Here is a 12,594-nt window from a genome sequence, read left to right on the forward strand (position 1 = left end):
GGAGACTAGACCACCCACACCGCAGTGTTCGGCGGCAGCACGCCGTCGGCCAACGGGCCGCTGGCCAACAACACCTCACCCTCAGGCAGCGTCATCGCCTCGGTCCCGGCGTTCAGCGCGCAGACCAGTCCGCTGCTGACCCGAAACACCACGCCGCCGGCGGGGGAGTCCAGCCACGCCAACGTCCGGCCGCCGAATTCTCCACCGCCGCGGCGCAACTCGAATGCGCGCCGGAAGAATGCCAGCGTCGAATCGGGGTCGGCGAGTTGCTTGTCCACCGTCAACGCGGCCCACTCGGCTGGCACCGGCAGCCACGTGTCGACATTCGACGAGAACCCGAACGGCGGAGCATCGCCCTCCCACGGCACCGGCACCCGCGACGCGTCGCGGCCGCGGCGGGTGTGCCCCGAGCGCTCCCACACCGGATCGCGCAGGGCCGCGTCGGGCAGATCGACGTTCGGCAGGCCGAGTTCCTCACCGTTGTAGATGAACACCGCACCTGGCAGCGCGAGCATCAGCAGCGCCATCGCCCGCGCTCGGGCCAACCCGACAGGCCCGCCGCCGTACCGGGTCGGTTCCCTGTCGACGTCGTGGTTGGCCAGCGTCCACGTCGGCACGGCGTCCACCAGCGCCGCGGCGGCAAGCGAATTCTCAACGGCCCCACGGATATCCGCGGCGTCGAACTTCGCGCGCAACAGCCGGAAGTTGAAGCCCAGATGCAGTTCGTCGTCGCGCACGTAGCGGGAGAACTGCTCGTTGTCGTAGACCCACACCTCGCCGATGGCGACGGCGTCCGGATAGTCGTCGAACACGCGCCGGATTTGGCGGTGGATCTCGTGCACACCGTCGTTGTTGAACCGCGGGTCGTCGTCCATGTCGGCCAGCAGCATCTCGGCCGTGACGACGTCCATGTCGGGCAGCCCCGGCGGTTTGGCCATCCCGTGCGCGACGTCGATGCGGAAGCCGTCGATACCGCGCTCCAGCCAGAACCGCAGCGTCTTCTCCAGATCGTCGAAAACCTCGGGATTGTCCCAATTCAGGTCCGGCTGCTCGGCGTCGAGCAGATGCAGATACCACTGGCCGGGTGTGCCGTCGGCCTCGGTGACGCGGGTCCACGCAGGCCCGCCGAACACCGACACCCAGTTGTTGGGCGGCTCAACGCCGCCGGGGCCGGTGCCGTCGCGGAAGATGTAGCGCTCACGCGGGTCGCTGCCCGGGCCGGCGGCCAGCGCCGCCTGAAACCACGGATGCTGCGAGCTGGTGTGGTTGGGAACCAGGTCCATCGTCACCTTGATGCCGCGCCGGTGCGCGGCATCGGTCAACCGGTCCAGCGCGTCGATGCCGCCGAACAGCGGGTCGACGTCGCGGGGGTCGGCGACGTCGTAGCCGTGGTCGGCCATGGGCGACACCATCACGGGGTTCAGCCAGATGGCGTCGACGCCGAGCGCGCGCAGGTAGTCCAGCTTGGCGGTGACACCGTCGAGGTCACCGACACCATCGCCGTCGCTGTCGCGGAACGACCTGGGATACACCTGATAGAACAGCGCGTGCGACCACCAGGGCGTGCTCATCAGAACGGCGAGTTCACCATCGAATGCGCGGCCATTTCCAGATAGCTGAGAAGTTCCTTGCGGTGCTCGTCGTCGAGCGTATGCGAGTCGATCTCCGCGACGGCGGTGTGCATGCACCGCAGCCACGCGTCGCGCTCCAGATAGCCGATCTTGAACGGCGCGTGCCGCAAGCGCAGCCGGGGATGGCCGCGCCGATCCGAGTACGTCCGCGGGCCGCCCCAGTATTGCTCGAGGAACATCCGCAACCGCTCTTCGGCACCGTCGAGGTCGTCCTCCGGGTAGATCGGACGCAGGATCTCGTCCTCGCGGACCAGTTGGTAGAACCGCGCCACGATCTTGTGAAACGTGTCGTGGCCACCGACTTCGTCGTAGAACGAGCGCTGCGGAGCTGTCACGCGCTCCATTGTCCCTGTGGCCGGTTGCGCGCCGCGAACCGGTGAGGTCATCCACTGTTCACCAGAGTGACCAGCGAACACGGGCAGAATTGTCGTGCGATTGTCCCCAATCCATGGTGGACTGTCGGTCGGAGGACGTATGGCGCAGCGCAAGAAAGGTCGCGGCCACCGGCACCACCAGGCCGCGACGGGCATATCCGGGCCCGCGGTCGGCCACGCGCAATCGCACGTCCTGCACAGCGTCGACGCCCATCCGCCCAGTACCAACGAGGCCTCGATCTGGGGTCGCCGTCGCGTGCTACTGCTGAATTCCACCTACGAACCGTTGACCGCTCTGCCCATGCGGCGAGCGGTCATCATGCTGATGTGCGGCAAAGCCACCGTCGTGCACGACGACCCGAACGGCCCGGTGATCCACTCGGCGACCAGGTCGATCGTGGTGCCGTCGGTGATTCGGCTGCAGTCCTACGTGCGCGTGCCCTACCGGGCGCGTATCCCGATGACCAGGGCGGCGCTGATGCACCGCGACCGGTTCCGCTGCGCCTACTGCGGGGGCAAGGCCGACACCGTCGACCACGTGGTGCCGCGCAGCCGCGGCGGCGACCATTCCTGGGAGAACTGCGTCGCGGCGTGCTCGACCTGCAACCACCGCAAGGCCGACCGCTTGCTCACCGAACTGGGGTGGACGCTGCGTTCGATGCCCGTACCGCCGAAGGGTCAGCACTGGCGGTTGCTGTCGTCCGTGAAAGAACTCGACCCGGCGTGGGTCAGATACCTGGGTGAGGGCGCGGCCTGACCAGTGGCTGTTATACGGTTTGCGTCGTGAGCACCGCATTGACTCATTCCCTCCTCGGAGGCGTTCCGCTGGTTGTCCTGCTGGTGTTGATCGGCCTGATCTACGGGGTCGGCAAGAACCGCAAGGGCCCGCACCCCGAGACCTACAAGTTGACCGAGCCGTGGACGCACGAGCCGATTCTGTGGGCGTCCGACGAGCCGGCCGATCACGGCCACGGCGGTCATGATTCGCACGGCGTCACGATTGGAGGCGGCGCAAGTGGTAAGTGGTGAGGTCGCGACTGTCGGATCAGCGCTCCCGGCGCAGCTGCCGCGCGGGTTCGTCGTAACCAACAGCGGCCGGATTTCCGGCGTCACCGAGCCCGGTCAGGTGTCGGTGACCTACCCGTTCCCGGTCAAGGATCTGGTGGTGCTCGACGACGCGCTCAAGTACGGCTCGCGGTACGCCAAGGCCCGCTTCGCGGTGTACCTGGGCGACCTCGGTGCCGACACCGCAGCCACCGCCAGGTCCATCCTTGCCAAGGTGCCGACGCCGAACAACGCTGTGCTGCTGGCGGTTTCGCCGAACCAGCGCGCCATCGAGGTGGTCTACGGCGCCGACGTGCAAGGCCGCGGCATCGAGGAGTCCGCGCCGCTCGGCGTCTCGGCGGCCGCCGCGTCGTTCAAAGAGGGCAACCTGATGGACGGCCTGATCAGCGCCATCCGGGTGCTCAGCGCGGGCGTCTCACCCCGCTAACATCGCGCGGATCTCGACGTAGCGCGCCAGGAATGCGCGCTCGTCGAGGCGCTTGCGGCGTAGCCAGGCGGTGACTTCCTCGTTGCACTTGCTGGTGTTGCACGCCGCGCACGCGGGCACCACGTTGTCGACGGTGTAGCGCCCGCCCCGCGAGATCGCCATCACGCAGTCACGCTGCAGCGGCTTGTCGGTCGCGCCGCAGTACGCGCAGCCGCTCCAGGCCGCCTGGATCGCCGCCCACTGCTCGGCGGTCAGGTCATTGACGACGGCGTCGAGCCGACGCTTCCGCTTGCGGGCGGCACGCGCTCTGCGCGTGCGACTGACCACCATGCACGGAGCGTATGGCGGAGACGTCAGGTGATGTCGAAGGCGCGCGCTCGCAAAGCCCGCTCGACGCCCGCACGGCCCTCCACCACCAGTCGCCGCAACGGCGGTGGCACCTCGGAGTCGGCCAGGAACCGGTCGGCGGCGTCGAGGCCGGCCTGGCTGACATCCCACGCGGGGTAGAGGCCGATCACCACCGTCTGCGCGACCTCACTCGAACGCCGCTGCCAGACACCCGAGATCGCGTCGAAGTACCTGGCGCGAAACGGGGTCAGCACCTCTTCCTGACCGGGCCTGACGAAGCCGCCGATGATCGAGCGTGCGGTGATGTTGGGCAGCGTGTCGTCTTCGATCACCTGCTGCCACGCCGCCTCCTTGACCGCTGGCTGCGGCCGTGCCGCCGATGCCGCGGCGGCGTGCCGCTTGCCTGCCGCGGTGGGGTCCCGCTGCGCCTCGGCGTCGATGAACGGGGTGTCCGGGCCGTCGGCGTCGACAACGCCTGCGGCGGCCAGCGCGGTGACGATGCGCCAGCGCAGATCCGTGTCGACCACGAGGCCGGCCAGACCTTGGGTGGTCGGGTCGGCGTCCAGCAGCGCTCTCAACACGTCGGTGTGCCGATCGGACAGCACCGATCCGCACAGTGCGTTGACGTAGGCCAGTTGATGGTCGGACCCGGCCTCGGCGCCGCGGGCCAATTCCAGCAGCCGGTCAGCGAAGGCGGGCCAGCCCTCGGCGCGGGCCCAACCCGGCTCGGCGTACGCGCTGAGCGCGGTCTGCGCCTGCAGCAGTAGTCGCTGCGCGACGCCGACCTCGGTTTCGGCGTGCACGCCGCCGGCGACCAGCGCCACGAAGTCGCGGGCGCGCAGTTCGGCTTCCCGGGTCATCTCCCATGCCGCCGACCACGCCAGTGTGCGTGGCAGCGGATCGGCGATGTCGGCGATGCGGGTCAGCACCGTCTGCAACGACTCGGCATCCAGGCGCAGTGAGCAGTACGTCAGGTCGTCGTCGTTGACCAGGATCAGCTTGCCGCGCGAAACTCCCTGCAGCGCAGGTACATCGGTGGTCGCACCCTCGACGTCGATTTCCTCGCGGTGGATGCGGACCAGCTTGCCGCTGCCGTCATCGTCGTCGTAGACGCCGACCGCCAGCCGGTGCACCCTGGTCTCACCGGCGCCTGGTTGCGCGCCGCTCTGCGTGATGGCGAACCGGGTGAACCGCCCGTTGTCGTCGAGGTCGAAGTCGGGGCGCAGCGTGTTCAGGCCGGTGGTCTTGAGCCACTGCTGGCCCCAGCCGGACAGGTCGCGGCCCGACGCCTTTTCCAGCGCGCCGAGCAGATCGCCGAAGGTGGCGTTGGCGAATGCGTGGTCGCGGAAGTAATCCCGCAGCCCGGAGAGGAACTCCTCGAGGCCGACGTAGGCGACCAGTTGCTTGAGCACGCTGGCGCCCTTGGCGTAGGTGATGCCGTCGAAATTCACCTCGACCGCGGCCAGGTCCGGGATGTCGGCGGCTACCGGGTGCGTCGAGGGCAGCTGGTCCTGCCGGTAGGCCCAGGACTTCTCGACGTTCGCGAACGTCGTCCACGCCTCTTTGTACTCGGTGGCCTCGGCCTGGCACAGCACCGAGGCGAAGGTGGCGAACGACTCGTTGAGCCACAGGTCGTCCCACCACTGCATCGTCACGAGATCGCCGAACCACATGTGCGCCATCTCGTGTAGCACCGTCTCGGCGCGGCGTTCGTACGATGCGCGGGTGACCTTGCTGCGGAAGACGTAATCCTCGAGGAACGTCACCGCGCCCGCGTTTTCCATTGCGCCTGCATTGAACTCGGGCACGAAGAGCTGGTCGTACTTGCCGAACGCGTACGGCACGCCGAAGTTGTTGTGGTAGAAGCCGAATCCCTGCTTGGTCTCGGTGAACAGCCGCTCGGCGTCCATGAACTCGGCCAGCGACTTGCGGCAGAACAGACCAAGCGGAATGTCGCCGTGGTCGTCGCTGTAGGTGTCGTCCCATCTGGCGTACGGGCCCGCGATCAACGCCACCAGGTAGGTGCTCATCCGCGGGGTGGCGGCGAAGGTGTGCACGCCGTTGTCGTTCGACACCGTCGCGCCGTTGGAGATGACCTCCCAGTGCGACGGCGCGGTGACGGTGAGGTCGAACGTGGCCTTCAGATCGGGCTGGTCGAAACACGCGAACATCCGCTTGGCGTCGGCGGTTTCGAACTGGGAGTACAGATAGACCTCGCCGTCGACCGGGTCGACGAAGCGGTGCAGCCCCTCACCGGTGTTGGAGTAGCGGCAGTCGGCGTCGACGACGACGGTGTTGTGCGCTTGGAGCCCGTGCAGCGGAATGCCGGTGGACTCGTCGTAGCCGGACACGTCGATGGCGCGACCGTTGAGCGTCGCACTTCGGATGGAATTGGCGGCGATGTCGATGTAGGTGTCGGCGCCGGCCAGGGCGTCGAACTCGACCGTCGTCACCGAGCGGAACGTGTGTTCGCCCGGTTTACCCCCGCCGTCGGTGAGGTCGAGGACGATGCGATAGCTGTCGACGGTGACGAGCGCGGCGCGTTCGACGGCCTGCTCGCGAGTCAGATTGGGAAGTGCCACGCGTCCAACTTATCGGCCGCGCAGCCAGGCGGCGCGCTACAGGCCAGGGATGTGCAGCCCGCTGAGTTGGTTCAGGAACGTTCCGTTGCCGATCGAGGTCATCATCGACGGGCAGTACATCTGGATCGCGATCCCGGTGAAGAAGGCCGCCATGTCCGGGTTGATGCCCTTGTTGGACACCGTCGAGTAGATCTGCGCCAGATTCTTACCAGGCTCGACGAGCATCGGGCAGATCGACTGGCCCAGTTGTTCGGTGCTGTTCGGGTCGTTGAAGCCGATGCCGGCGCTGGTCAGTGCGTTGAGGAAGGAGTTGTCGGGGTCGGCGGATGCCGGCGCTGCGAGGGTCACTGCCGCCGCGGCCCCGACCAGAGTTGCGGTCATAAATCGTTTCGCTTTAATCACAAGGGAAACACTGATTGACAACGGTCACATCGACAACACGCTTGGATAACCATTTGCACACTATGCGTGTCCTTTGGGGCGACTTTTTGACCGTCGTGGCAGTGGGAACACAGCACTCGCGGGCACGGTTGTGCTGAACGGAGTTCTGCCCTTCTACCGAGAGGACCAACTGAGTAATGGCTGAAAAATCGGTCGCTGGTTTCTGGTTCGACCCGCTGTGCCCGTGGTGCTGGATCACCTCGCGGTGGATCCTCGAGGTCGAGAAGGTCCGCGATATCGAGGTCAACTTCCACGTGATGAGCCTTGCGGTACTCAACGAGGGCCGCGATCTGCCCGAGGACTACAAGAAGGGCCTGGCAGCGGCGTGGCGGCCGGTGCGCGTGGCTATCGCGGCCGAGCAGGCCAAGGGTCCGGAGATCCTGGCGCCGCTGTACACCGCGATGGGCACCCGGATTCACGATCAGGGCTACCGGGAAAACGACCCGGATTTCTCGAAGGTCATCAAGGAGTCGCTCGAAGAGGTCGGCCTGCCCCCCGAGTTGGCGGAGGCCGCCGACACCGACAAGTACGACGAGGCGCTGCGCAAGAGCCACCACGAGGGCATGGATGCGGTCGGTGAGGACGTCGGCACCCCGACCATTCACGTCAACGGTGTGGCGTTCTTCGGCCCGGTGCTGTCGCGGATTCCGCGCGGTGAAGAGGCCGGCAAGCTGTGGGACGCCGCAGTGACGTTCGCGTCGTATCCGCACTTCTGGGAACTCAAGCGCACCCGCACCGAAGCGCCGCAGTTCGACTGACGGTTCGGGCGGTTCAGGCGTTGACGCTGCGCTGAGGGCGCCGGCTTCTCCCACTTTGTCGCCGTGGGCGCAGCGTCAACGCAACGCGGGCGTCTGCGGGAGATGGATCACGATCAGGGTCGCAATCGACAGGACGGTGTTGCGGAACGCCGGTTCGACGCCGTTGTTCGTCGTCGACCGCCACATTTGGTACCACTCACCGCCTATGTCGATGAAGGCACCGAAGAACAGCATGAGAATCATCAACAGGCCGATCGTGGACAGCGCACGCGCCGTGGGCCTACCCGAACGACGTTCGAGAATCCACATGGCCAGCGCCCCCGCGAGCACCAAGGCTGTTGCCGACTCCCAGACAATGATCAAGACGTACACGGCATCCTGCGCGGTGGCCGCGGTGAGGGCTCGCCACATGACGGCGTGATCCAACCCGACACCTACGGGTTGACCAAAATTCGTGCTGTCCATCGCCAGAACATGTTTCACCAGTTGCTGATTGGTTGAGAAGTCGCTGATGTTCCCGAACGCCACCAAGGCCATGTAGAGCGCCTGTAGTCCGATCAGCGCGGCGCACACGACTTTCAGCGAACCCAACCGCGCCCACATGGCGAAAGATTTTTCAATGGTCATATCGGTGCGCTGCTGCGCTCAACCGGCATTGCGGATCGGTCACGCAGACACAGACGCACGAAGCACACGGATTATTCGTTGCGGTCGAGTACGTCAGCCTGATTTCGGTTCAAGCACCGCCGCGCGCACCTCACCAGGAGTACACCCGGTCCACGAGCGGAACCTTCGGTGAAAAGAGGCCGGTTCGTCGTAGCCGATGAGGAACGCTATCTCGCTGTCCGGCAGATCGGTTGTGGTCAGGAAGTGGCGGGCGAGGCGTTCACGTGCACGGTCGAGAATGCCCTGGAACGTGTCGCCTTCGGCGGCAAGCCGACGTTGCAGCGAGCGCGCGCTGAGGTGAAGGTCGGCGGCCAGCTCACTGAGGGATCCTCGCCCGGCTGGTAGCGCTGCGAGCAGCGCCGCGTGCACTCGCGCTGACCACGGCGCGTTGTCGTCCGACACCGTAAGGCGCTGCCGGAGAGTGGGTTCGAAAACCTGCCACATTGCCTCGTTCGCGGTGACGAACGGGCACCGGGCATCCAGGGCGCCGAACGTGATCTCGGGTGAGCGGCCGATGACGACACAATCGCCGCCGGCGAATTCGGCCAGCGCTTGGCGGTCGGGCACCGGTGCGGGAAACGTCAGCCGGATCGGCCGGATATGTTCACGAGTGCCAAGGCGAGCGAATCTAATCCAGAACAGCAATTCGAACCGGGCCAACACAGGCGGCGGTTCGAAGGGCTCCCGCGCCTTGACTGCTATACGAAGCGCGTCCTCGCACTTGACATCCAAGGTGACCGGATAGAACAGGCGCTTATAAGTCGCGATGCGTTCAGCGGCCACGCGCAGCGTCGGGCTGCACAGGCCGGCGAATATCGCAGGAGTGAATGCCTCGGTGGTAATCGCCTGGGCCATGGCAAGAGCGACGTCGGGTCCGTCAAACTCCGCCTCCACGGCGGTCCACAAGCGGTAGAACTGCTCGATCGTCAGCATCGCATCGGGCCGCGCCAGCAGTTCCCTGGGAAGGTCAGCGCGGGCCAGTGTCGCGGCGGTATCGATACCAAGATCGCGCAGAACGACGTGCCAGCCCGAGCCGAGGACGTAACCGGCCATGGGGAGGCTCAGGACTCGCCGCGGATATTGCGGACTGATGTGGGTGTCATGGGCAACTCCTCAGCAGGGGGACAACGGGACGGTGGATTCACGCACGGCCTTCGTTCGGGGGCAACGCAACTGCGTTAATCGTCGGCGGGTTGAACAATGCTCCACAGCATCGCGTGGAAGTCGGCGCGTTGTTGTGGTGGGATCGCCGCGAGCTTGTCGTTGATCGCGGCATCGCGCGCGATCGCCACCTGTTTGACGATCTTGATGCCGGCCGGAGTAACCCGAGGAATGCGCACGCGCCGGTCGCGCTCGGACACGGTACGCACGATCAATTTGTCGCGCTCTAGCCGGTCAAGCAGTGGTACCAGGGTCGACTTGTCGATCCCGAGCTGAGTGGCGATCTCCAGTTGGGTGCGCGGCTTTTCATCACCGCTGATCAGTGCCAGCACCAGCCAGTCCCGCAGGTCTGCCAGCCCGGCGTCCCGCGAGACCTTGTTGAACGCGTCTCCCAGTGCATCCGCGGCACGGTGGGCCAGCCAGGTCAAGTCGTCGAGACCCGGATTCTGCGGTGTACGTGACGGGTTTTGACGTTTCGGTGAGGGCACGACGATCAGTATACGCAGGCCTCAAGACGATCTCTTGAAATAATATCTGAATGCAGATAGTTTGAACTCAAACGATATCTACTTCAAACCAACGAAGGATGCGGCATGACTACTGATCTCGAAGACCGCGTGCGGCGGCTGGAAGACCGCGTTCAGATCAGCGAACAAGTGACCAAGTATGCGCTGGGCGTCGACCGCCGCGACTGGGCAATGTTCGCCGACTGCTTCACCGATCCCGTCTATGCGGACTTCTCTGAAGGCGGTATGCCCGCGCAGGACTATGCCCGCGAGGAACTGGTCGCGCAGGTCTCGCTCGCTCTCAACGGATTTACTGCCACACAGCACCTCAGCCCCAACCATGTCATCGAATTTGACGCCAGCGATCCCGATCGGGCCGTCTGCCACTCCTACATGTTTGCGCAACATCTGCTCGTGGGGGCAGAGGGCGGAGAGTTCTATCTACTGCACGGCTCTTACACAAATCGCATGCGCCGTACCGATGCGGGGTGGCACATCGAGGGCATCACGCAGCACCGCAGCTGGGAGTACGGCAACACCAGCGCCGTCGCTCAAGCGATAGCCCAGCTCCAGGCGGGCGAGTGAGAACGCCGCGGGTGCACTCTACTGCGATCTACAACACATCCCAGCCGAACACGAGACCCGCTGTGCGACAACAGCGTCTACGTCAGTAGGCGAAACGACGGTCCGTTCGCCGACTTCACTGACGTTGAGGAGAGACGTTTGCCGATCGATGGGACGCCGCGGAGCAGCACGGTCTGGCCGTCGAATCGGCATCCGGTCGCCGTCGCGGCCGGCCAACGGAGCCCGCGATGACCAGGGTGCCCTTGTCGATCCTCGACGTGTCACCGGTCAGTGAAGGGTCTACCGTGCGGCAGGCGCTGCGAAACACCATCGACCTCGCGCAGCATGCTGAGAAGTGGGGCTACCTACGCTACTGGGTCACCGAACATCACTTCGTCGCCATGGCGAGTTCGTCGCCGGCGGTGCTGATCGGTTTGATTGCCGCTGCGACCGATCGCATCCGGGTGGGATCGGCCGCGGTCCAGATCGGCCACCTCACTGCCGCGGCAGTGGTGGAGGCGTTCGGCACAATCGACGCGCTGTATCCCGACCGCATCGACTTGGGGCTCGGACGCTCACCGCAGCGCCGTGCCGACGCAGCGGCCGGGAAGCCCGAGTCAGAAACCCCGCGGGAGCCGATGATTCTGGAAAATACACTGTTTCCCAGGCCTTTTCGGATGAATTCGCTGTTGGCGTCGAAGCGCCTCGTCGCCACAGGTAGTGTCTTGCAGCAGCCCGGCGCCGTTGTACCGGATTTCGAAGATCAGCTCGATGCCGTCATAGCGCTGATCGACGGGACGTTCGAGGTCGCGGACGGCGTCCACCTTTCTGTCACGCCGGGCGAGGGCGCCTCGGTTCAGCTGTGGTTATTCGGTAGCAGTGGCGGCCAGAGCGCACAGGCCGCCGGAGCCAGGGGACTGCCCTTCGTGGCGAACTACCATCTCAGCCCGGGCACCGTGCTCGACGCCGTCGAAGCATACCGAAACGCTTTCCTTCCATCATCGACGCTTGACGAACCCTACCTCGTCGTATCCGCGGATGTCCTTGTCGCGGAGACTGATTCGGAAGCTGAGTATCTCGCGATGCCGTTCGCGCAATGGGCGTACAGCGTTCGCAGCGGCGACGGCGCCATCCCGTACCCGAATCCGCAACATGTCGATGGGCAGTTGGCGCCCGAACACGCGGCGTTGGTCGAGGACCGCGTCGCCACGCGGTTCGTGGGTACGGCCGCGACGGTCGCGGACAAGCTCGACGGACTTCGGCGCGCCACCGGCGCGCAGGAGCTTGTCGTCACCACGATCACGCACAACCACCGAGACCGGTTGCGGTCACACGAGCTGCTCGCCAAAGAGTGGGGGCTCACGCCACGGCCGGCACATTTCCCTCGCGCCTGATCAGTCTGGCTGCGCTGGCAGGGGCGATGCCGCTGCGGAGGAACACCCGCCGAGACATCGACACATCGTGCGGCGCGATAGGTGTCAGTGGTCACCGAGCGCCTACCGCGCCTCACCATGTTCCGCTAGGTGCCGAGGATGAGACAAGACGCGCGTTCACCCACCATGATTGACGCTGCGTTGGTGTTGGCGTGCGGAACGGTTGGCATGATCGACGCGTCGGCGACGCGCAACCCCTCGACGCCCCGCACCCGAAGATCGGGCGCGACAACTGCACTGGGGTCATCCGCGCGACCCATCGTGCAGGTGCCCACTGGATGAAAATACGTGGTTGCGGTCTGGCGCACGTATTCCCGAAGTTCGTCACGTGTTTGGACGTCCGGATTGGGGGCCAGTTCGGATCTGCGCCATGCGGCGAACGCCTCGGATCCGCCGAGCTCGCGGCAGAGTAGTACGGCGTCCACCAATGCTTCCACATCGTACGGGTCGGCGAGCATGTTCGGATCCGCGAGCGGTGGATCACTGGGATCGCTCGACGAGAGTTTCAATGTGCCACGTGATTTCGGAGCCAGCAAGCCAGCCCCGATGACATAGCCGTTATCCGGGAAGGGATGTCCATCGACGGGTATCGGTACCTGAACCATCACGGGCTGCAGGTCAGGTGCCTCGCCCTCACA

Annotated in this window: 15 protein-coding genes; 6 read left to right on the forward strand and 9 right to left on the reverse strand. The window is 65.6% G+C overall.

Annotation, left to right across the window (positions count from 1 at the left end; all coding sequences use genetic code 11):
• Nucleotides 1-5 precede the first annotated feature (5 nt).
• Both C1A30_RS01765 and C1A30_RS01770 read right to left on the reverse strand, forming a co-directional pair.
• The gene (locus tag C1A30_RS01765) at nucleotides 6-1,571 is read right to left on the reverse strand and encodes a glycoside hydrolase family 13 protein (protein ID WP_101946545.1); all 1,566 of its coding nucleotides are present in this window, start codon (nucleotides 1,569-1,571) and stop codon (nucleotides 6-8) included.
• The gene (locus tag C1A30_RS01770) at nucleotides 1,571-1,975 is read right to left on the reverse strand and encodes a globin (protein ID WP_200828135.1); all 405 of its coding nucleotides are present in this window, start codon (nucleotides 1,973-1,975) and stop codon (nucleotides 1,571-1,573) included. Before C1A30_RS01770 ends, C1A30_RS01765 begins: the two co-directional genes overlap by 1 nt.
• Nucleotides 1,976-2,105: 130 nt before the next feature.
• Between C1A30_RS01770 and C1A30_RS01775 the strand changes: the two genes are divergently transcribed.
• From C1A30_RS01775 to C1A30_RS01785, 3 genes are read left to right on the forward strand one after another with little or no spacing between them, the layout of a single operon-like run.
• Nucleotides 2,106-2,762 carry an HNH endonuclease gene (locus C1A30_RS01775; protein ID WP_101946546.1) on the forward strand — a complete coding sequence of 219 codons (657 nt, stop codon included), beginning with the start codon at nucleotides 2,106-2,108 and terminating at the stop codon, nucleotides 2,760-2,762.
• Between the two features lie 26 nt (nucleotides 2,763-2,788).
• Nucleotides 2,789-3,034, forward strand: coding sequence for a hypothetical protein (locus C1A30_RS01780; RefSeq protein ID WP_101946547.1), 246 nt, complete (start codon nucleotides 2,789-2,791; stop codon nucleotides 3,032-3,034).
• Entirely contained in the window at nucleotides 3,021-3,497 is a 477-nt protein-coding gene (locus C1A30_RS01785; protein ID WP_101946548.1) for a DUF5130 domain-containing protein, read from the forward strand. The genes C1A30_RS01780 and C1A30_RS01785 overlap by 14 nt, the downstream gene beginning before the upstream one ends.
• On the opposite strand, the gene C1A30_RS01790 is transcribed toward C1A30_RS01785, so the two are convergent.
• The 3 genes from C1A30_RS01790 to C1A30_RS01800 are packed head-to-tail and all read right to left on the reverse strand — an operon-like array spanning nucleotide 3,486 to nucleotide 6,808.
• Nucleotides 3,486-3,827, reverse strand: a complete 342-nt coding sequence (locus tag C1A30_RS01790) for an HNH endonuclease (RefSeq protein WP_101946549.1) — start codon at nucleotides 3,825-3,827, stop codon at nucleotides 3,486-3,488. The genes C1A30_RS01785 and C1A30_RS01790 overlap by 12 nt on opposite strands.
• Before the next feature lie 23 nt (nucleotides 3,828-3,850).
• Nucleotides 3,851-6,427 carry an aminopeptidase N gene (pepN, locus tag C1A30_RS01795; protein ID WP_101946550.1) on the reverse strand — a complete coding sequence of 859 codons (2,577 nt, stop codon included), beginning with the start codon at nucleotides 6,425-6,427 and terminating at the stop codon, nucleotides 3,851-3,853.
• Nucleotides 6,428-6,463: 36 nt separating this feature from the next.
• Complete coding sequence (locus C1A30_RS01800) at nucleotides 6,464-6,808, reverse strand: DUF732 domain-containing protein (protein WP_101946551.1); 345 nt, start codon at nucleotides 6,806-6,808, stop codon at nucleotides 6,464-6,466.
• A 197-nt stretch (nucleotides 6,809-7,005) separates the two neighbouring features.
• Between C1A30_RS01800 and C1A30_RS01805 the strand changes: the two genes are divergently transcribed.
• Nucleotides 7,006-7,626 (forward strand): DsbA family protein, encoded by a 621-nt coding sequence (locus C1A30_RS01805; protein ID WP_101946552.1) that lies wholly within the window; start codon nucleotides 7,006-7,008, stop codon nucleotides 7,624-7,626.
• A 75-nt stretch (nucleotides 7,627-7,701) separates the two neighbouring features.
• Here C1A30_RS01805 and C1A30_RS01810 read toward each other — a convergent pair whose 3' ends face one another.
• From C1A30_RS01810 to C1A30_RS01820, 3 genes are all read right to left on the reverse strand, one after another.
• On the reverse strand, nucleotides 7,702-8,253 hold the full coding sequence (locus C1A30_RS01810) for a DUF2165 domain-containing protein (protein ID WP_200828129.1): 552 nt from the start codon (nucleotides 8,251-8,253) through the stop codon (nucleotides 7,702-7,704).
• Between the two features lie 93 nt (nucleotides 8,254-8,346).
• Nucleotides 8,347-9,345, reverse strand: a complete 999-nt coding sequence (locus tag C1A30_RS01815; RefSeq protein ID WP_101946554.1) for an AraC family transcriptional regulator — start codon at nucleotides 9,343-9,345, stop codon at nucleotides 8,347-8,349.
• Between the two features lie 125 nt (nucleotides 9,346-9,470).
• Nucleotides 9,471-9,881 carry a MarR family winged helix-turn-helix transcriptional regulator gene (locus C1A30_RS01820; RefSeq protein ID WP_160112670.1) on the reverse strand — a complete coding sequence of 137 codons (411 nt, stop codon included), beginning with the start codon at nucleotides 9,879-9,881 and terminating at the stop codon, nucleotides 9,471-9,473.
• Nucleotides 9,882-10,046: 165 nt separating this feature from the next.
• Between C1A30_RS01820 and C1A30_RS01825 the strand changes: the two genes are divergently transcribed.
• Together C1A30_RS01825 and C1A30_RS01830 are read left to right on the forward strand one after the other, a co-directional pair.
• Nucleotides 10,047-10,544 carry a nuclear transport factor 2 family protein gene (locus C1A30_RS01825; RefSeq protein WP_101946556.1) on the forward strand — a complete coding sequence of 166 codons (498 nt, stop codon included), beginning with the start codon at nucleotides 10,047-10,049 and terminating at the stop codon, nucleotides 10,542-10,544.
• 227 nt (nucleotides 10,545-10,771) lie between these two features.
• A complete protein-coding gene (locus tag C1A30_RS01830) occupies nucleotides 10,772-11,917 on the forward strand; it encodes an LLM class flavin-dependent oxidoreductase (RefSeq protein ID WP_101946557.1) in 1,146 nt (381 codons plus the stop codon).
• A gap of 125 nt (nucleotides 11,918-12,042) precedes the next feature.
• Here C1A30_RS01830 and C1A30_RS35930 read toward each other — a convergent pair whose 3' ends face one another.
• The gene (locus tag C1A30_RS35930) at nucleotides 12,043-12,561 is read right to left on the reverse strand and encodes a GMC oxidoreductase (protein WP_235009615.1); all 519 of its coding nucleotides are present in this window, start codon (nucleotides 12,559-12,561) and stop codon (nucleotides 12,043-12,045) included.
• Nucleotides 12,562-12,594 lie beyond the last annotated feature (33 nt).

Origin of the sequence: Mycobacterium sp. 3519A (assembly GCF_900240945.1) — a bacterium.
GTDB lineage: Bacteria > Actinomycetota > Actinomycetes > Mycobacteriales > Mycobacteriaceae > Mycobacterium.